The sequence below is a fragment of the Peptoniphilus harei genome (assembly GCF_016726485.1).
In the GTDB taxonomy this organism is placed as follows: Bacteria; Bacillota; Clostridia; order Tissierellales; family Peptoniphilaceae; genus Peptoniphilus_A; species Peptoniphilus_A harei.
Genome location: NZ_CP068103.1, coordinates 627,542 through 647,791, shown reverse-complemented (window position 1 = coordinate 647,791; position 20,250 = coordinate 627,542). Strand labels below are relative to the sequence as shown.

The following is a 20,250-nucleotide window of genomic DNA, read 5'->3' as shown; positions in this document are numbered from 1 at the left end:
TTAAAATTAATTTTAAGAGATACCCTTAGGGGTATCTTTTTTTATGTAATTAAAAGCTATTGACTTGGCCCCATGGGGCAGGCTTATCCTATGCTTGGAGGTGGATTATGAAGCGAAGTGAAGTGGAAAAAATTACTGGCCTAACTAGGAAGGCAATTTTATATTATGAAGACAAGGGACTAATAAGACCTCATAAGGGAGAGAATAATTATAGGGCTTACTCACAAGATGACGTGAAGAAGCTTTTAAAAATTTCTATATATAGGAAGTTGGGTCTCAGTATTTCTGAAATAAAAAATATTTTAGATTCAAGGGAAGAAGACCTTGGAAGCATTTTAAGAGATCGACAGTATCGACTTGAACTTGAAGAGGCTAAGAAGAACTTATTAGAAAGGCTAATTAAATCACAGAACTTTGAAGAAGTATCTAAAGAGCTTGAAGATTTAAAAAAGAAAGAGACCATATATGAAAGACTCACAAGAGTTTTCCCTGGATACTTTGGCCAGATTTTCTTTATTTCCTACAAGCCCTTCCTAGGGGACAAGCTAGGAGAAGACCAAGAACCTGCCTTTAATGAACTTATAAAAATTTTGGATTTCCTACCAGAATTTAATTTTACAGAAGAAGAGAAGGCCTATATTGAAAGGATGACTAGGGACTTTGACTTAGAAGATTTAGAAGCTATTAACCAGGGAAAGATTCAAGCTGTCTATAATTACGAGGAATGGATGGAAGATAATAGGGACAAGGTCAAGGCCTATGAAGACTTTAAAGAAAGTGAAGACTATAAGTCTAGCCAGGTCAAAAAAATTTCTGACAAGATACGAACTTATATGGTGGAAAATAATTATTATGATCTAGTTATCCCTTTGATTAGAAAAATATCACCTTCTTATGATGAATATTACAAAAAACTATTAGAAGCCAATGAAAAATTTTTAAGTGAAAGAAATAAATAATTTGATAGAGTGAGAAAATTTTATAAAGTAAGAATTTGAAATCCTATTTCATATTAATGAGATGGGATTTTTTATTCTTATCTTAATTCAAATTCTGATTAAGTAAATTTTTTATTTTTTAAAAATGATTTTTAAGAAATAGAATAATCTTAAGTAAGAAAAGCGAGGTTAACTATGAAAATTTATAAGTTGACAAACAAAGAGGAAAATGTTAACTTATTTAAAGTAATTGTTTACTAATAAAAATTTGGAGGTTAGTGTGAAAAATTTAAAAGCGAGAGACTTGGTGATGTGTTCACTATTTGTTGCCCTTATTATTGTGGGAACTTTTATAAGAGTACCTATACCAGTCTTGCCCTTTACCCTGCAACTTTTATTTACCATGCTTGCAGGTCTTTTGTTGGGACCAGAGCTTGGTGCCACAGCAGTCCTTGTCTACATAATCTTGGGTCTAATAGGCCTCCCAGTCTTTACTGAAGGCGGGGGTTTTGCCTATGTCCTTAAGCCATCTTTTGGTTACATAATTGGTTTTGCCTTTGGTGCTTATGCTACGGGTAAGATTGCAAACAAGGACAAGAGACCTGATATGAAGAGACTTCTCAAGGCAAATTTTGTGGGACTCGCCATAGTTTATATCATGGGCATGGTTTATTACTACTTTATTAGCAATTTTTATTTGGGATCGCCTATTGGAGTTAAGGCAATTATTATTTATTGCTTCTTACTTGCAGTGCCAGGAGACATTGTTTTGTGCTTTTTAGGCGCCTTTCTTGGCAAGAGATTAATTCCAGTTATTAACAAGGCTTATAATTAAAGGAGAAAAAATGAGTAAAAATATTTTTGTAACAGGAACAGGAACAGAAATTGGAAAGACCTATGTAGCTGGTCTTCTAGTGAAGAAACTTCACGAAGCAGGAGAAAAGTCTGCCTACTATAAGGCTGCTATGAGTGGAAATGACAAGGATGATGATGGAAAGCTCATACCTGGTGATGCGAAGTTTGTAAAAGAGTTTGGAGGAATTGATCAGCCTCTTGAAGAAATGTGTCACTACGTTTATGAGCATGCCTACTCTCCTCACTTAGCTGCACAAATAGAAGGCAATCCAATAGACCTTGATTATACAATAGAAAAATTTGAAGACCTAAAGGACAAGTACGACTACATAACTCTTGAAGGGTCTGGTGGCATTCTTTGTCCCTTAAGATTTGATGATCAAGAGATTTATTTAGAAGACTTCATAAAGAAAGCAAATCTTTCTACTATTATTGTTGCTGATGCAGGACTTGGAACTATAAATAATGTGGTCTTGACAGCCTTTTACATGAAGGAAAAGGGAATGAAGATCAAGGGAATAATTTTCAACAACTTTATACCAGGAGATGTCATGCAAGAAGATAATATAAAAATGTGCGAGCATATGTCAGGTCTTGAAGTCCTAGCTTGTGTAAAGAAGGGCGACAAGGACCTAGATATTGATGTTGAAAAGCTGAAAGAGATTTACGAATAGGAGTTAAGATATAAAATGATTTGGTATCCATATGAACAACTAAAAACTATGAAGCCACCTTACAAGGTCATAGATGCTAAGGGAGTCCACCTTTATACAGAAGATAATGACATGATTGACTCAGTTTCATCTTGGTGGTCAACAATTTACGGCTATAAAAATGAAAAAATAAATGAAGCCCTAATAGATCAAGTTAAGAAATTTTCTCACGTTATGCTTGGTGGCCTAACTCACGAGCCAGTGGAAAGACTTTCCAACCAGTTAAAGGAATTTTTGCCAGGAGACCTAGACTATCCCTTCTTCTCTGACTCAGGTTCTGTGGCAGTAGAAGTTGCCCTAAAGATGGCCCTTCAATACTACATGAACAAGGGAGAAAGTGACAGGACCATGATCCTTGCTCTATCCAATGCCTATCATGGAGATACCTTTAAGACTATGGAGGTGGGTGACGACGAAGACTATCATTTTGTCCTAGAAGCCTATGGCAAGAGCAAGTATGTTGTAAACATTCCAACAGAAATTGATGCCCTTGAAGAAGCCTTTGAAAAATACGGGGACAAGCTAAATTCCTTTATAGTTGAACCACTCTTACAAGGAGCTGGTGGCATGAGGATGTATGACATTTCCTTTTTGGAAAGAGCAAGGGAACTTTGTGATGAGCACAATGTATTGCTAATATTTGACGAAGTAGCAACAGGATTTGGAAGAACTGGTCATAGATTTGTGGCAGACCTAGTCTTACCTGACATAATCTGCCTTGGCAAGGCCTTAACAGGAGGTTACCTTGGCCATGCAGCTACAGTTGCCAACAAGAAGGTCTTCGATGCCTTTTATGATGACGACCCAAGACATGCCCTTATGCATGGACCAACTTTTATGGGAAATCCACTAGCTTGTGCCGTTGGTTCTAAGTGTCTTGAAATTTTCCAAGAAGAAGACTTTATGAGCAAGATCAAGAGGATTGAAGAAATCGAAAGAGAAGAGATGGAAGGCTTCACTCATGAAAAAATTGAAGAAGTGAGAATTATGGGAGCCTGCGTTTGCATTGAAGTTAAAGATGGCAAGGACATAGAAGGCTTCCAAGAATTTGCCTATGAAAGAGGAGTCTTCTCAAGGCCTTTTGTGAAATATATTTATTCTATGGTTCCCTATGTAATAAGTGAAGAAGAACTTAGAAAAGTAATGAGAACTATGAAGGAATGGTTTAAAAATAAATAAAAAAATATTTTTTTAGAGTTCACTTAATTTAGAGTGAGCTCTTTTTAATTGCAAATTTTTTTTAAAGATATGAATTTTATCTAATTTACAAATAATTTACCTTCCATATATTTTTTATATTTAAATTAAACGTAGAATAAACTAGGTGAAAGGAGGAGAGGATTTGTCCAAAATCAGCTTAAAAAATATATGCAAAAAATATGAAGAAAATGAGGAATATGCAGTTAAAGATTTTTCCATTGACATAAAAGAAAATGAATTTATTGTATTTGTTGGTCCTTCTGGTTGCGGAAAGTCAACAAGTCTTAGGATGATTGCTGGTCTTGAAGACATAACTAGTGGAGAACTTTACATCGATGGGAAATTATCTAACGATGTTTTGCCAAAGGATAGAAATATTGCCATGGTATTTCAGTCCTATGCACTTTATCCTCATTTAAGCGTCTATGAAAATATAGCTTTTGGATTAAAAATTAGAAAACTAGACAAAAAATTAATTGACGAAAAAGTGAGAAGTACTGCAGAAATTTTAAACTTGACTAATTACTTAAATAGGAAGCCCAAGGATTTATCTGGTGGTCAAATGCAAAGAGTGGCATTGGGCAGGGCAATAGTAAAAGAATCTGACATATTTTTAATGGATGAGCCACTTTCAAATTTAGATGCAAAACTAAGAGTTGAAATGCGTGAAGAAATTGTTAATTTAAAAAACAAGCTGGGGTCAACTGTCATTTATGTCACTCACGATCAAACTGAGGCTATGACTATGGCAACTAGAATTGTCTGTTTAAACAATGGAGTAATTCAGCAAATTGGAAGCCCAAGAGAGCTTTACACCAATCCTATTAATGCCTTTGTTGCAGGATTTTTAGGTTCTCCAGCTATGAATTTTATTAATGGTGAAGTTAAAGCTGGTGACTTCTATGATGATGAAGGTAATAAAATTTTAAGCGGTATAAGTTTAGCTGACGGGAAAATTACTTTAGGAGTAAGGCCAGAATCTCTTGAATTTTCAAAGAGCGTCGGATTGCCTTTTAGTGTCAATTTAATTGAGCTTTTGGGATCTGATTACAATATCTCAGGAAATTTATTTTCCAACAAAATAATTTTGAAATGCGATTTAGATAAAAAACTAAAGGATAATGGTGGATTTTTTGTAAAAATACCAAAAGATAAGGCTTACTTCTTTGACAGGCTTTCTGGAGATAGAATTTTTATAGGTGAAAACTATGAAGACTAGCATAAGAAAATCTTATGAGAGAAAGCTTGGACTTAAAGAGTTTTTGACTTACTTCTTAATTCCCATGTTGCCACTTTTAATTTTTTGGTTTTTGCCAATGCTTGCATCACTTATTATTTCTTTTACAAATTGGAATTATGTGAGTCCAAACTTCGATATTGTTGGACTGGGTAATTACAAGTACATCTTGCAAGACGGTTTTTTTTGGCAAGCTGTTAAAAATACTTTGGTATTTGGAATTGGAACAGTGGTGCCTGTCTTACTTTTGGGATTTATATTTGCCCTATTTTTGCAAGGAAATTTCAGAGGTAAATTGATTTATCAAGGCTTTTTATTTTCTCCTTGGGTAACCCCAATGGTTGCCATGTCAATTGTCTGGTCATGGATGCTAAGAGGGGATGTTGGTCTAATAAATAGGATTCTTGCCACAGTTGGAATAGATGGTCCCAACTGGTTAAGTAATGAAAATACAGCCATGCTTGCAGTAATTATAGTTACAATTTGGAAGAATGCTGGCTGGGCAATGTTATTTTATACAGATGCCATGAGTAAAATTCCAAACAGCTTGTTTGAAGTAGGAAAACTTGAAGGGATAAATATTTTTGAAAAAATAAAATATATTTATTTTCCAATGACAAAGAGCACCACATTTTTCCTACTAATTATGAATCTTATAACCTCAATTCAAGCTTATGATCAGTTTTCAGTTTTGACAAGAGGTGGTCCAGCAGGTTCAACTAGAACTCTACTATATCTGTTCTATCAAATGGCATTTGAAGAGTTTAATATGGGTAAGGCAAGTGCAATATCACTTATCATTGTAATAATAACAGCAATTTTGTCATTATTAATGATATTTATGAGAAAGAAGTTGGAGGCATGATGAAAAAAATAGCGAGACACCTTGTGCTTATATTTTTATCAATAATAACATTTTTTCCACTTATGTGGATGATTTCAAATTCCTTTAAAACTACTGAATCAATTATGCGAAAGCCCCTTAGCTTTATACCAGATTTTTTAGACTTTAGGAATTTTCTTGGAGCATTAAATTTAGCACCTTTTGATTTATATATTATAAATTCAATTGTCACATCAATTATAATAGTAATTCTTCAAATTATCACAGGGGTTTTACTTGCATATGGCATGTACAGATTTTCCTTTAAACTAAGAGGCATGATGTTTAAAGGGATTCTTTTGACTTATATGCTTCCTGCTGCAACAACATATGTGCCAAGCTATGTAATAATTGCAAAATTAAATTTAATAGACACTTTGACTGGAATTATTATTTCAAATTCAGTGGCAGTCTTTACAATTTATATGCTCTACAACACTTTTAAGGAGGTGCCAAAGGAGCTAATAGAAGCTGCTGAAATGGATGGAGCAAGTGACATGGATATACTTTTAAAAGTTGTACTTCCTATTTCTAAATCAACTATACTTACTAATGCACTTATCCAATTTGTAACAATGTATAACAATTATATGTGGCCATCACTTATTACAAATTCAAAATCAAAGTATTTGATAAGCGTTGGACTAAATAAATTTTTCACATCACAGGGAAATTTTGGAGAAAACTTACCTCTTTTAATGGCGGGAAATACTATATCAGTTCTTCCACTTTTAATACTATTTATTGTCTTACAAAAATGGTTTATAAAAGGAATATCTGATAGTGGAATAAAAGGATAAAATTTAATTAAAAAGGAGAAAACATGAAAAAAATTTTTAAGACAGCATTACTTATGCTATGTGCACTTATGATTTTTACAGGATGTTCAAGTTCTGCAAAAAATGCAATGAAGACGGAAGAAAAGACAGCAGATTCAAAAGGCAAAACTGAAATCCAATTTTGGTATGGACTTGGATCAGTTGCTGGAGAAACAATGAAAGAGATTATAAAAGAATTTAACGAGTCACAAGATAAGGTAAAGGTTGTTGGTGTTCAACAAGCTGACTACAATGAAACTTTCCAAAAAGTTCAGGCAGCTATTGCAGCAAATGAGCCACCAGCAGTTTACATTGGATCAAATATTGAACTAAGAGTAAAGGACGGAATGCTTGCAGATTTAACAAAATATATGGATGATAGAACTCATATTGACGACTATCTTGAAGTTTTTATGAAACCGGCAATGGTTGATGACAAAGTTTACGGGTTCCCAGCATATGGCACAACTCAAGTAATTTATTACAGAAAAGACTTACTTGAAAAGGCAGGACTTGATCCAAAAGAAGTATTTAACACTTGGGAAAATACTTTTAAATATTCAAAGGAAATCCAAGACAAGGGCATAGCAAAATGGGGTCACCTTGTAATGTATAATCATGAAAACTTAATAGATATAGCTCTATCTAATGGTGGTAAAATTTTATCTGATGATGGAAAAAAAGTTTTAATTAATAGCAAAGAATGGGTTGACTCATGGAACTTTGTAAGACAACAAATTTTTGAAAACAAAACTACAAAAATTGAATCTGGTGGACAAGGCTGGGAATATTGGTATAGAACAATTGATGATGTAATGAATGGTGAAGCAATGTCCTACACTGGTTCATCAGGAGACAAGGGAGATCTTGACTTTACAAAAATTTCATCACTTCCACAACCGGGACTTAATGGAAACCCAGGAAAGCCAGTGGCTGGTGCACACTCACTACTTGTTCCTGCAGCAGCAAGTGAAGAACAACAAAAGGCAGCCTATGAATGGATAGCTTATTTCACAAGTCCAGAAGTTTCTGCTAAGTGGTCAGAAAAAATTGGATACATTCCAGTAAGAAAATCTGCGGCAGATGTAGCTGAATACAAAAAATTTATCGAAGAAAACCCTTATGCAGGGGTTCCTTATGAACAAGCAATGCATGCTTCACCAGCTTTCATTGATCCAACTGATGGAAAAATAACAGACGCACTTTCCATTGCTGCTGATAAGGTTGAGCTTCAAAATATTGATGCAAAGACTGCCCTTGATGAAGCAGCAAAAACTGCACAGGCAGCTCTTGATGAAATAAATAAGTAAGAAATAAAAAAATTAAAATCAAGCTTTGGGTTAAGTCCCAGAGCTTTTTTTAAGGAGAAATATGGAAAATATAATAAAAAATTTAAGAGAAGGATACAATGAAATAGAGTTAAAAATAAAATTGGATGAATTAATAAAGGATTCAATCAAGTTTAGTCTAAAAGGAGAAAAATTTTTCATAAGTCTATTTGTCTATAAAGAAAATGAAATTGTGGGTAGCATTACAGCAAATAGAGATGCAGAAAGATTTATGTCAAAGGATATCTTAAAGTCCTCTAATGGCTTTGAAAATTTAGAGAGTGGCGATTATAGAATAACTTATCTTCTTCACAAAGAAGGAGATGTCATTTTAAAAATTGAAGATGAAAAAAGCCCTATTGATTCTAAAAAAGAAGTGGACATAGAAAAAGATGAAGTCAAATGCAGTGAAGAAAAGTGGTATGCTGGTGACTTTCACACTCATACTTTTTACTCTGATGGTAAGTTATCTCCAGAAGAAAATATTGAAGTAGCAAAAAAAGAGGCCTGTCCTTCTTTTCTCCAACAGACCACAACTTTAATCAGACAAGATTTCCTGAAACTGACTTATTAATTATTGAAGGAACAGAAATAACATCGAAGTACGGCCACATCAATGTATTTTTCACTAATGAATCTGTTTTTAAAAAATATTCTGTAGAGGGACTTAACACTGAAGAGTGGTTATTAAAAGTTTTAAGGGAAATAAAGGATGAAATTTATTCAATTAATCATCCCTTTATGGAAACTTTTGAATTTTTAGTTGATGATTATTCTTTAGATGACTTAAAATTTATGGAAATAATAAATGATCCAACTTATATGACTTCTATTGATGCCGTGGAAAAAGCTTTAAAAGCTTGGGACTTACTTCTTCAAAATGGCTATAAAATTTATGGTATAGGTGGAAGCGACTCTCATCTTTACCCAGATGAAAAATATGAAAATGCAGACTATCCATCACTTCTTGGAGATCCAAAGACCTATATTTTTGCGAAGAATCTTTCAAAAAATGAAATCAAAAAGGCAATGTTAGCAGGGAAAATTTCTGTCTCCCGTGAAAAATTAATTGAGTTAAAAAAAGTTAATGAGACCGAATTTACTTTGGAATTAGAAGAAAGCACTTTTCACGACAAAAAACTTCATATAGAATTAATAGTAGATGGTGATATTTATAAAATTTATGAAAATACTTTGTATGAGAAATTAAACTTAGACGAGAATTATCACTATGTCAGAGCAAATGTTAGATGTGAAGATGGAGAACTCTATGGATTCACTAATCCCTACTTTTATAATTTAGACAAAAGTGAGAAAAAAATAAAAACTTGGAAGGAACTTAAAGATTTAGTATGATAAAGGCAATATTATTTGACAAGGATGGGACCCTCCTGGAATATACAGATGGATGGGTAGATTCTATTGTAGAATTTTTGGAAGAAAAAACCATAGGTGAGGATAAGAAGAAAAAACTTTTTAAAGAAATTGGTATAAGAGAAGATGGTGGGGTAGAGGAAAATTCTATTCTCTCATCAGAAACTGTTATGGACCTGGCAATAATTTTTTCTAAGTATCTTGACGAAGACTTAGGGAAAATTTATAAAGAGATTGATGATCACCTCTTAAATTATCTAAAGGAAAACAATAATTTTATAAGAGAAACTTGTGACTTAAAAAGTCTTTTTGAAGTCTTGAAGAGAAGAGAAATCTTAATTGGGATTTTCACATCGGACAACTATAGGCAGGCCAAGTATTCTATGGAGTACTTAAATCTTGATTCTTATATAGATTTTTATGCAGCTGCAGATATTTATGAGAAGAAGCCTAATAGAGAGAGCCTCGAAGTCTTTAAAGAAAAGTATTCCCTTAAGGACCAAGAAATAATAATTGTTGGAGACTCAAGGGTTGATATGGTTTTTGGAGAAGACACAGTGAAAATAGGAGTCCTTTGTGGGACTGGGTCAAGAGAAATGCTAGAAGCCTACACAGATAATATAATTAATGATCCAAGTGAAATTTTGAAATTTTTGTAGGCTTATAAAAAGATTATTAAAATTTTAGAAATATAATTTAAGAAGTTTATAAAAAATAAATAAGCCCTAATTTAGGGCAAAAAAAAGGGGCTCCATGAGCCCTTTTTATAATAGTTAAAATTATTCTTCCTCTTCTTCTTTTTCTTCAGTTTCAGAAACAGTAGGAACTTCTGCAGAAACTTCTTCTGCTTCTTCTTCTGGTTCTTCTTCTTCAGTTGGTTCAACAAGAGTTGCAACAGTTTCATCTGCTTCAAGATCAATTTTGATGTTTTCGTCGCCATAAATGTCAAGGTCAGCAACAGTCTTAGCGTCACCAATTTGCATTTCAGCAACATTTACAATAGCTTCTGATGGAAGATATTTTGGTAGACAGATAACTTCTATTTCGTTTAGTACTTGGATTAATGAAGAAGGTTGAACTCTAATTTCATCTCTACCTTCAAGAACAACTGGTACTTCAACAGTGATTTCAGTGTTCATGTCGATTTCGTATAGGTCAAAGTGAACCATAGCATTTTTAATGTGGTGCATTTGAACTTCCTTGAAAAGTACAGATACAGTTTCGCCATCAAGTTCGATTTCGAAAATGTTTGAGTATCCTTCTTGGCTATAAGCCTTTAGAAGATCTTTTTCAAGACCACTTACCATTCTTGCTTCATTACCCTTTGAGTAAAGAACTCCTGGGATTTCACCATTTGCTCTAAGTTTATCAACTTTGTTTTTACCCTTAGCATCTCTTTTGTTTAAAACTAGTTTCATATATACCTCCAAAAATTATTTTATAATACCTGAACCAAGACAAACATCGCCTTGATAAAAAACACACACTTGACCAGGTGTGACACCCTTAAGTGGTTTTTTCAGTTTAACAACATATTTATCATTTACTTTTTCCAATGTGGCAGCCTGATCATTTGCCCTGTATCTTATTTTAACAGATAAGTCCACTGGAAGAGAAGGATTTTCTGTAATCCAGAAAATATCTTCCACTTCAAACTTGTCCTTATAAAGAACGGGGTTGTTAATCCCTTGAGCCACAATTAAAAGATTGTTTTTTAAATCCTTATCAGCAACGAAGAAGGGTTCTCCACTTCCTACGCCACCAATGCCAATTCCACGCCTTTGACCAATAGTGTAGTGCATAAGGCCGGAGTGTTCTCCCAATACCTTGCCCTTTTCGTCCACAATTTTACCGGGCTTGGTAAATAGAAATTGATCTAAAAACTCATTGAAATCTCTTTCTCCAATAAAACAGATTCCAGTCGAATCCTTCTTAGAAGCAGTAGAGAGTTCATATTTTTCTGCGATGCGCCTTACTTCATCCTTAGTTAAATCGCCAACAGGGAAGAGAGTTTTTTCAAGTGCTTCTGACTTAACCCTTGATAAAAAGTAGGATTGGTCCTTATTATTATCTAAGCCCTTTAAGAGGTAAGTCTTGCCATCAACTTTTTTAGTCCTGGCATAGTGACCCATAGCAATATAATCAGCATCAAAATCCATTGCATAGTCAAGGAAGGCCTTGAATTTTATTTCAGTATTGCACATAACATCTGGATTTGGAGTTCTGCCTTTTTTATATTCACTTAGGAAATAAGAAAAAACCCTATCTCTATACTCTTTTTCAAAGTTGACAGTAAAATATTTAATGCCAAGTTGAGAGCATACAGAGACAACATCTATATAATCTTCTCGGGCAGTGCACATGCCATCATCTTCTGCCCAGTTCCTCATAAAGACTGCTGTAACGTCGTAGCCAGCTTCCTTTAAGAGAATTGCAGAGACAGATGAATCAACACCGCCACTCATTCCAAGAATGACTTTTTTCTTTTCTTGCATCAATACCTCCAATCCACTCAATAACAATACATAATTATACAATAGTTGTTTAGAAAAATCCACCTTTATTTAAGAAAATACAAGTTTGCAAGGCATTTGAAGAAAGAAATAAAAAAATTATGTAAAAAAATTTAACGTGTAAAAAATATTGTTAGTTTATTCTAAAGGTCATAAAAATATTTTTAACTTATTATAAAATTTCTTGTAAAATTTTATTGACAAAGTTTTTTTTATGGAGTAAAATTATAGATTTATTTGACAAGAGGACTTTTTTAATGTATAATTAATCAATATTAATAGGTCTGGAAGGAATGGGTATCGAATGAATCAAATGCAAATAATCAAGAAAGAACTTGAAAACCACATAGGAAAGAAAGTTATCGTAAGGGCCAACAAGGGCAGGAAAAAAATTGTAACTAGAAAGGGAATTCTAAAGGCAACTTACCCAAGTCTTTTTGTACTTGAGGTTTTTAACGGAGAAGAATTAGTGACAGCAAGTTACACTTATTCTGACGTTTTGACATCAACAGTTCAAGTTACAGTTTTAGATGAAGATGTAACATATAAAGACGCAAAGATGATTTCATAAAATCTTTTTATATTAGAAATGTGGCAGGTGTTTATGACACCTGTTTTTTTTATTGCAAAAATTTATTTATCCTTGTGCTAGATTATTTTTATTATTAGAGAATGTTTTTATTATTTTTAAGCGAAAAAGTCCTATGAATTAAAAATTTATTATAGAGTTACAATTTTTTATGAAGTAGTAAAAGATTGTGAAGTCGTAAAAATTTGAGTAATATCTTAGGAAAGTTTATTAGATTTAATTTATATTATAGAAAAAATTCTTGAGTTATAGTAAGAGTTTTACTAAAGAGAAGTAGGATAAGAATAAGTTAATAAGTTTTAGAGAAAGTAAAGGATTAAAAACGTGATAGAGATGAAAAAAGAATTTAAACAAAAATTAAAAATCTGTAAGAAAAAAAGCCACCCTCATGGGTGGCATAAATTTTATATATTATTCGCTTGCAAAGTTATCGAAGTAACCTTGGATATAAACTACTGGAGTACCCTTGTCTCCTGAACCACTTGTAAGGTCACAGAGACTTCCAAGTAAGTCAGTAATTCTTCTTGGAGTAGTTCCAAGAGTTTCGTCTTTACCAACAAGGTCCTTGTTCTTATGAGAGATTTTTTCTTTCATAGCAGCAGTTGCGTGTTCAGTATCCATATCCTTTAGGTCAGTATCTGCAATGTATTTGATTTTAAGTTCGCTTGGTTGGCCAGCAAGTCCATCAGTGTGAGCAGGTGAGACAACTGGATCTGCAAGTTCCCAGATTTTTCCAACTGGATCTTTGAAGGCACCGTCGCCGTAGATCATAACTTCAACTTGCTTGTTGTATTTTTCGATTAATTTCTTTTGAACTTCATTTACAAAAGTTTCTCCATCTCTTGGGAACAATTTTAATCTTGTGTCAGATGCAAAGTTTGAGCCAAGTAGACCAAACTCTTCGTTGTAGCCACTTCCGTTGATGGATTCATTTAATATATCGTCAAGACCAAGAACAACTTTTGCTCCTTCGTCTTTTAAAAGTCTTTTTATTGAAAATCTTGTGTGAGTTGATCCAATAAGAACTTCGTCTGTGTAGTTTAAGATAGTCTTAGGATCATTTGAGAAGTGGATTTCGCAGTTACCACCACAAATTTCCTTGTAAAGTGTCACATAATCAATTCCTGTGAATTCGTGCTTAACTTCTTCGCCAAAGATTCTTCTGTAATCTTTTTCTTCTAGGACATCTGCAAATGGATTTATCTTTGCTTCATAAAGAAGACTTGGATCCATTAGTGAATTTCCAACTTCGTCAGATGGGTAGGAGAAGAGAAAATGTACTTTTTTTCCTGATTTTGCAATTCCTCTAAGGATTGTTGAAAATCTGTTACGGCTAAGGATTGGGAACACAATTCCGATTTCCTTGTCGAATTTTTTATTAATATCTTCTGCAATATCATCAATTGTTGCATAGTTATTTTGAGCTCTAGCAACTAGTGATTCAGTTACTGCAACAATATCCTTATCTCTAACAGAAATATTTTCTGATTCAAGAGCTTTTCCTAGGGAATCAACGACAATATTTACTAGATTGTCTCCACTTTTTACAATAGGTGTACGGATTCCACGTACTACTGTACCAATGTATCTTTGCATAATTCCTCCTACATTTAAATAAATTACTTTTTTACTTCAAAATTATACACGAAGTGTAAGGAAATGTAAAATATTTTTTTATTTATTTTTATAAATTTGCTTTTAAGTCTTAAAAATATTACTATATTGTGAGCTTAATTGGTAAAATTAACAAAAGGACTGTACATTTGTAACCGCTTTGTAATATAATTGATTAAGATTATAGAAAGGTGTTTTTATGATAAAATTTGAAAATGTATATAAGGAATACAACAACGGCGTTGCTGCACTTTCTAATATTAATATTGAAGTGCCCCGCGGCGATTTTGTTTTCTTAGTTGGTCCATCAGGTGCTGGAAAATCTACTATGATAAAGCTCCTCATTAGAGAAGAGAAGGTAAATCGTGGAAAGATTTTTATTGGCGACGATGATATAACTAAAATTTCAAAATATATGATTCCTAAACTTAGGAGGAATATTTCTGTTGTCTTCCAAGACTTCAGACTTTTAGAGAAAAAGACTGTTTTTGAAAATGTGGCCTTTGCTCTAGAAATTCTTGGAGAATCGAAAAAAGAAATTAATAAGAAAGTGGGATATGCACTTGATCTTGTAAACCTAAGTGACAAGGTAAAGGACTATCCATCAGAACTTTCTGGTGGAGAATCACAAAGGGTTGCCATTGCAAGGGCAATAGTAAACGATGCTCCTTACCTAGTTTGTGATGAGCCAACAGGTAACCTTGATGAATCCACTGCTTGGGACATTATGTCTGCCCTAAAAAACATTAATGATGATGGCAAGACTATTATTATGGCGACTCACGCAGTTAATATTGTTGATAAATTTAATAAGAGGGTTGTTACCCTTGATAATGGTTCCATTGTTTCGGATATAAGAGAAGGAGGTTACTATGAAGGCAATAAGACAGTTCTTTAATCTTTTGAGAGAATCCTTCTCCAGCCTTTGGCGAAACAAGACTATGTCCTTTACTTCTGTAATTTCTATTACAGCTATGCTTACACTTTTTGGCGTAGTTATACTTATGATTCTAAATATAAATGGAATGGTCTATCAAACAGGAGAAAAGCTCGATAAAGTTGTATTTTTCTTAAAGGATGATGTAAATCCCAAGGATGTAAATGAATTTATCGATGAACTTGACGGCAATAAAAAGGTAAAAAAAGTTTCCTATGTATCTAAAGAAGAGGCTCTAGAAGAGTTTAAAGAAGGTTTTGGAGAAAACTCCACAATTTTAGAAAATATTCCTGGAGGAAATCCCCTACCAGCTTCCATTACAGTAGAAATGAAGGAACTTTCCTATGGAAAGGAAATTGAAGATAAGTACAAGGACCTCCCAATTGTTGAAGACCACAATTATTATTATGACTTTGTCACTCAAATGATGAAACTTCAAAATGGAGTTAAGTATGTGGGAGCAGCAATTGTCCTAATCCTAGTTTTAATTTCAATTTTAATTATTCACAATACAATTAAGATTGCAATTTCAAACATGGAAAAGGAAATAAACATAATGAAGTATGTTGGAGCAACTAATACTTATATAAGAGGACCCTTCTTAATAAATGGAATTATTTTCGGAATTCTAGGTTCAGCCCTTTCGGGATTTTTGACACTGAGACTTTACGGAATAATATTTGATAGGTTAAATCCTCAACTTAACGATATCACAGGCGTGGATATGATAAGTGCCTTGTCTGTTAGGGCTGACTTGTATATAATGTTTTTATGCATTGGAGTTGGAATTGGATTTTTTGGATCCCTATTCTCAACTAAAAAGTTTTTAGATGTGTAGGTGAAAGAATGTATAGTAAGAGAAAGATTCTTGCAATTTGCCTTGCTGCCATAATGGCGGCTCCAAGTGCAAGTTTTGCCAAGTCTTCTAAGAGTCTGACTATTGAAAAAGATGAAAAAATTGAACAAAGAAAACAGGTTAATTCAAAAATTAAGGAGCAAAAGGCTAATATTTCTAATACAGAATCAGAAAAAAAGTCTGTTACTGATGAAATAGCAGGCCTTGATGCAAAGATTCAAGAGAAGTCTAATAAGATAGCGTCTCTTGAAAAAGAAATAAATAAATTAAATCAAGATATTGCTGCTAACCAAAAGAAATTGGAAGAAGCTCAAGCAAATCTTGAGGCCAATACAAAATCCCTAAGATCAAGACTTAGAGAAATGTATAAGAGGGGCAATGTCAACTATATTGAAGTTTTATTAAACTCCAAGGATATAGAAGAATTACTTAGAAACAACGAAATTATTTCTTCAATCGCAAAGGCTGACAGAGAACTTATTGAGTACATAAAAACTCAAATTGACACAATAAAAAAGACTGAAGAAAGATTAAAAGTTGATAGAGAAAAAGTTACAGTTACTAAGGCAGAAGTTGAGTCTGAAAGACAAGGCTACCAAGATGCAGTTAATGCAAAGAATGAGTACATGAAAGTTCTTGAAAAAAACATTGATGCTTACAAGATTGAATTTGAAAAGGCTCAATCAGACTGGCAAAACCTAGACCTTGAAATTTTAAAACTTCAAAAAGAAATTGAAGTCCAAAAGAAAAGAGAAGAAGAAGCTAAGAAGAGGGCTGAAAGAGCATCTGCCAACAGGACAAATAGAGTTAACAGCAACATAAGCGTTGCATCAAGACCAAGAGATGGACAAGCATATACTTGGCCAGTTCCAGGTCATTACTCAATATCATCACCATTTGGCTATAGAACTCACCCTATCTTAGGTTATTCTAAATTCCACTCAGGTGTAGATATACCAGCACCAAGTGGAACACCTATAGTTGCTGCTAAGTCAGGTACAGTTATTTTATCAAGACTTATGAGTGGATATGGAAATGTTATTATGATAGATCACGGAGACACAGTGACAGTCTATGCTCACTGTTCAGCACTTAATAAGTCAGTAGGTGACTCTGTTTCAGCAGGAGACGTTGTGGCCTTTGTAGGTTCCACAGGTCTATCAACAGGACCTCACCTTCACTTTGAAGTTAGGGTAAATGGATCGCCAGTAAATCCATTGGGATATGTATAATGAAAAAGAATAAATTTTTAAAAGTGGCAGCAGTTGCAATTTTAATATTGGCAACTGCTGTTGTTACGAGAATATACACAGTAAAAAGCATTTTAGGAACAAATGAAAACTTTGGAAAGGTAGTTCTTCTTGAGAAATATTTAAAAGAAAATTATCTTTACAATAAGGATATAAAAGAAGAAAATCTTGAGGCAGGAATCTTAAAGGGATTAGTTGCAGGGTTAGAAGATCCTTATTCACAATATCTTACAAAAGATGAGATGAAAAAATTGTCAGAACAAACTACGGGTAAGTTTCAAGGTGTTGGAGTTATAATTTCTCCTGCAGAGGATGGAAGCGTAACTGTAGTTTCGCCTATAAAGGGATCGCCAGCTGATAGGGCTGGGGTTGAATCTGGAGATAAGATTTTAAAAATCAATGGCAAGGACTTCTCAGCAGAAAAAATTGATCAGGCCTCAAAAGAGATGCGTGGTCAAGCAGGAACAAGCGTCAAGATTTTACTTTTAAAAAAGAAAAACTTAAAGACAGAAGAAGTTGAAATCAAAAGAGAAGAGATAAAAATCGACTCTGTCTTAAAAAATAAAATCGGAGACTATGGCTACATTGGTATAACAATGTTTGACGAAGAGACAGGTAAGGACTTCAAAAAAGTTTTACAAGAACTCACTGACGATGGAGTCAAGGGAATAGTCCTAGACATGAGGGGTAACCCTGGAGGAGTAGTTGACGCTGCCTATGAAATTGGAGACGCAATACTTCCAAAGACAAGCTTTGTTACATTGAAAAACAACAAGGGAGAAGTCATAGAAGACTACAAGACAGATGACAAGTACAATGACATCAAGATGGTAGTCCTCGTCAACGAAGGATCAGCATCAGCCTCAGAAATTTTGGCAGGAGCCATAAGTGACCTAGATAGGGCAAAAATTGTTGGCAAAAAAACCTATGGCAAGGGAGTAGTTCAAAATGTAATTGCTTTGCCAGAAGGAGACGGATTAAAACTGACAACATCAGAATACTTCACACCAAGTGGCGACTCAATAAATAAATTGGGAATAGAGCCAGACGTGGAAGTAGACCTTCCCGAAAATATTAAGGGTATAGGTATAGACTATCAAGAGACAGATACACAACTTCAAAAAGCCCTAGAGATATTAAAAGAAAAATAGAATTTTAGAAAAATAAATTTTAAGAAAAATGAAAGCAGCCGAGAAAAAGGCTGCTTTTTTAGTGAAAAGTTTTAGTAAAAGCTTCGCTTTTATAATTCTTATTTTTTGATAAGCTTTTTATTTTAAATAAGTTTTTGTAAAGCTATGCTTTACTATTCCCTTTCCGGAGGGGGCTAGGACCTTTCGATTGGTCCTTCCCCCTCCGGGGCACCCCCAACACCTTCAACGACCTGGCGGGGGCCTTTGCCAACAACCCCGAGCGGCAGACAGCCTAAAATTCAAAACTCGTTAAGCTTAAATAGTTGCGATTAAAAAACCTATAAATCAATTAGGATTGAATCACAATTACTTGTTTACTTAATCGCTTAACTCAAACAGTTGAATTTTTTAACGGCTGTCTTGCCTTACGGGGTTCTTCAACCTTAGTTCACGGTTTTACCATTACACAAATTCAAACTTATTTTGAGTTACTTGAGCCTACCTTATGATTTGAATAAACTTTTCTATTAAAAGAAGCTTAAATTGTTAATTGTTAAGCTTTTTTTATAATTTCATAATTATTTGTGAAGTTGTTTTTTTTTTTTTTTTTATGACTTAATAAAAAACTCTGACTTCATAATAAACTATGACTTAAGAAAAAATGTGAGCTTGTAATTTTTTGTGACTTCACAACAAATTACAACTTCATACTTAAACAGTGAGCTGATGGAGTGCCCCAGCTCGTCGAAATATTATAAGGTCGTAAAGCTTGCCAATAAACTGCAAGCTTATAAAGCAGTAAGCAAAAAGTTCGGAGACGTTAAAAAAATTTCATTGTTTGAACGAAGTGAGTTTGAAATTTTTAGTCGAAGAGCTTTTTGCGTATTAATGGGTCGGGCCCCTGCCAGGGCGATGGGGTTAGGGGGGAGGTTTAAGGAGGGGGTCAGGGGCCTCGCCCGCCCCTGGCTCCCCCTCCTTATAAAGAAATATAAAAGCGTCAGCTTTTAAAAACTTTTTCATCATCTTTTTGAAGATCTAAAAGAGGATACCAATTCTCTTTTTCTTTTCCCCTCTTTCAATGATATAATTAATCTAGTATTTAATTGAGGTGTTTTATGTTATTTGATATAAATGAAAATTTGGGAGATTTTTTCTATGACGAGCCAATGAAGAACCACACTTCTTTTTGTGTTGGTGGTCCTGCTAAGCTTCTCATTAAACCAAATGATGAAGAGTCTCTTATAGAAATTCTAAAATCTATTAGAAAAAATAATTACAATTATTATATTCTTGGAAACTGTACTAATATTATTGTCAAGGACAAGGGTTTTGACGGGATTATTATAAAGTTAAAAAATAAATTAAATGATGTGAAAAAAGTTTCTGACAAGGAAATTTTTGCAGGAACGGGTGCCAGCATGAAAAAGATTAGTGAGTTTGCCATGAAAAATTCTCTTACTGGTCTTGAGTTTGCTCACGGTATCCCAGGTTCTCTTGGTGGTGCCATTGTCATGAATGCAGGTGCCTATGATGGCGAAATTAAAAATGTTTGTAAGAGCGTAAGGCTTCTTGATGAAAATTTAAAGGTTATTGAAATTCCTGGTGATGAGATGAATTTTGCCTACAGGCATTCTCTAGTTCAAGAGAGGGACTTAATTGTCCTCGGTGCAACTTTTTCTCTTGAAGATGGAAACAAAGATGAAATAAGAGAAAAATATGAAGAATTTGACCAAAGAAGAGCTGACAAGCAACCTCTTGATATGCCTTCTGCTGGATCTACCTTCAAGAGGCCTACAGGTTATTTCGCTGGAAAGCTAATTGATGATTCAGGCCTAAGGGGATTTACTCATAAGGGAGCAGGAATTAGTCAAAAGCACTGCGGCTTCGTTGTAAATAAGAATAAGGCTACTGCCCAAGATATACTTGAAACTATAGAAATTGTACAAAAGGTCGTTCACGATAAGTTTGACGTTACTTTGGAGAGGGAAGTTAAAATTATTGGTGATTAGGAGTCT

At 33.9% G+C, this 20,250-nt stretch carries 20 protein-coding genes; 17 read left to right on the top strand and 3 right to left on the bottom strand.

The window, feature by feature from the left end; genetic code table 11:
• Positions 1-107: 107 nt before the first annotated feature.
• The 11 genes from I6I93_RS02990 to I6I93_RS02940 all read left to right on the top strand — a co-directional run bounded on the left by I6I93_RS02990 (position 108) and on the right by I6I93_RS02940 (position 10,005).
• On the top strand, positions 108-959 hold the full coding sequence (locus I6I93_RS02990; RefSeq protein ID WP_112889380.1) for a MerR family transcriptional regulator: 852 nt from the start codon (positions 108-110) through the stop codon (positions 957-959).
• A gap of 259 nt (positions 960-1,218) precedes the next feature.
• A complete protein-coding gene (locus I6I93_RS02985; protein WP_112889379.1) occupies positions 1,219-1,773 on the top strand; it encodes a biotin transporter BioY in 555 nt (184 codons plus the stop codon).
• 10 nt (positions 1,774-1,783) lie between these two features.
• Positions 1,784-2,467 carry a dethiobiotin synthase gene (gene bioD / locus I6I93_RS02980; protein WP_112889378.1) on the top strand — a complete coding sequence of 228 codons (684 nt, stop codon included), beginning with the start codon at positions 1,784-1,786 and terminating at the stop codon, positions 2,465-2,467.
• A gap of 15 nt (positions 2,468-2,482) precedes the next feature.
• Positions 2,483-3,685: an adenosylmethionine--8-amino-7-oxononanoate transaminase gene (bioA, locus tag I6I93_RS02975; RefSeq protein ID WP_112889377.1), complete on the top strand. Its 1,203-nt coding sequence runs from the start codon at positions 2,483-2,485 to the stop codon at positions 3,683-3,685.
• 163 nt (positions 3,686-3,848) lie between these two features.
• Positions 3,849-4,925, top strand: coding sequence for an ABC transporter ATP-binding protein (locus I6I93_RS02970; protein WP_112889376.1), 1,077 nt, complete (start codon positions 3,849-3,851; stop codon positions 4,923-4,925).
• On the top strand, positions 4,915-5,808 hold the full coding sequence (locus tag I6I93_RS02965) for a carbohydrate ABC transporter permease (RefSeq protein WP_112889375.1): 894 nt from the start codon (positions 4,915-4,917) through the stop codon (positions 5,806-5,808). Before I6I93_RS02970 ends, I6I93_RS02965 begins: the two co-directional genes overlap by 11 nt.
• The gene (locus I6I93_RS02960) at positions 5,808-6,626 is read left to right on the top strand and encodes a carbohydrate ABC transporter permease (protein WP_236587211.1); all 819 of its coding nucleotides are present in this window, start codon (positions 5,808-5,810) and stop codon (positions 6,624-6,626) included. Before I6I93_RS02965 ends, I6I93_RS02960 begins: the two co-directional genes overlap by 1 nt.
• Before the next feature lie 23 nt (positions 6,627-6,649).
• Positions 6,650-7,954 (top strand): ABC transporter substrate-binding protein, encoded by a 1,305-nt coding sequence (locus tag I6I93_RS02955; protein WP_112889235.1) that lies wholly within the window; start codon positions 6,650-6,652, stop codon positions 7,952-7,954.
• A 61-nt stretch (positions 7,955-8,015) separates the two neighbouring features.
• Positions 8,016-8,546 carry a PHP domain-containing protein gene (locus I6I93_RS02950; RefSeq protein WP_112889231.1) on the top strand — a complete coding sequence of 177 codons (531 nt, stop codon included), beginning with the start codon at positions 8,016-8,018 and terminating at the stop codon, positions 8,544-8,546.
• Positions 8,480-9,328 (top strand): CehA/McbA family metallohydrolase, encoded by an 849-nt coding sequence (locus tag I6I93_RS02945; RefSeq protein ID WP_172605480.1) that lies wholly within the window; start codon positions 8,480-8,482, stop codon positions 9,326-9,328. Before I6I93_RS02950 ends, I6I93_RS02945 begins: the two co-directional genes overlap by 67 nt.
• Positions 9,325-10,005 (top strand): HAD family hydrolase, encoded by a 681-nt coding sequence (locus I6I93_RS02940; protein WP_112889373.1) that lies wholly within the window; start codon positions 9,325-9,327, stop codon positions 10,003-10,005. Before I6I93_RS02945 ends, I6I93_RS02940 begins: the two co-directional genes overlap by 4 nt.
• A 120-nt stretch (positions 10,006-10,125) precedes the next feature.
• On the opposite strand, the gene I6I93_RS02935 is transcribed toward I6I93_RS02940, so the two are convergent.
• A complete protein-coding gene (locus I6I93_RS02935; RefSeq protein ID WP_112889372.1) occupies positions 10,126-10,764 on the bottom strand; it encodes a 50S ribosomal protein L25 in 639 nt (212 codons plus the stop codon).
• Positions 10,765-10,779: 15 nt separating this feature from the next.
• Entirely contained in the window at positions 10,780-11,841 is a 1,062-nt protein-coding gene (gene mnmA, locus I6I93_RS02930; protein ID WP_112889371.1) for a tRNA 2-thiouridine(34) synthase MnmA, read from the bottom strand.
• 322 nt (positions 11,842-12,163) lie between these two features.
• Here mnmA and I6I93_RS02925 point away from each other — a divergent pair, with 322 nt between their 5' ends.
• Positions 12,164-12,430 (top strand): Veg family protein, encoded by a 267-nt coding sequence (locus tag I6I93_RS02925; protein WP_070701817.1) that lies wholly within the window; start codon positions 12,164-12,166, stop codon positions 12,428-12,430.
• A gap of 429 nt (positions 12,431-12,859) precedes the next feature.
• Here I6I93_RS02925 and I6I93_RS02920 read toward each other — a convergent pair whose 3' ends face one another.
• Positions 12,860-14,044: a coenzyme F420-0:L-glutamate ligase gene (locus tag I6I93_RS02920; RefSeq protein ID WP_112889370.1), complete on the bottom strand. Its 1,185-nt coding sequence runs from the start codon at positions 14,042-14,044 to the stop codon at positions 12,860-12,862.
• Positions 14,045-14,261: 217 nt separating this feature from the next.
• On the opposite strand from I6I93_RS02920, the gene ftsE reads away from it, so the two are divergent.
• The 5 genes from ftsE to murB all read left to right on the top strand — a co-directional run bounded on the left by ftsE (position 14,262) and on the right by murB (position 20,244).
• On the top strand, positions 14,262-14,960 hold the full coding sequence (ftsE, locus tag I6I93_RS02915) for a cell division ATP-binding protein FtsE (RefSeq protein WP_112889369.1): 699 nt from the start codon (positions 14,262-14,264) through the stop codon (positions 14,958-14,960).
• Positions 14,935-15,837, top strand: coding sequence for a permease-like cell division protein FtsX (ftsX, locus tag I6I93_RS02910; protein WP_112889368.1), 903 nt, complete (start codon positions 14,935-14,937; stop codon positions 15,835-15,837). Before ftsE ends, ftsX begins: the two co-directional genes overlap by 26 nt.
• An 8-nt stretch (positions 15,838-15,845) precedes the next feature.
• A complete protein-coding gene (locus I6I93_RS02905) occupies positions 15,846-17,087 on the top strand; it encodes a murein hydrolase activator EnvC family protein (RefSeq protein WP_112889367.1) in 1,242 nt (413 codons plus the stop codon).
• Complete coding sequence (locus I6I93_RS02900) at positions 17,087-18,256, top strand: S41 family peptidase (RefSeq protein ID WP_112889366.1); 1,170 nt, start codon at positions 17,087-17,089, stop codon at positions 18,254-18,256. Before I6I93_RS02905 ends, I6I93_RS02900 begins: the two co-directional genes overlap by 1 nt.
• Before the next feature lie 1,094 nt (positions 18,257-19,350).
• Positions 19,351-20,244: a UDP-N-acetylmuramate dehydrogenase gene (gene murB / locus I6I93_RS02895; protein WP_112889272.1), complete on the top strand. Its 894-nt coding sequence runs from the start codon at positions 19,351-19,353 to the stop codon at positions 20,242-20,244.
• The last annotated feature ends 6 nt before the right edge of the window (positions 20,245-20,250 follow it).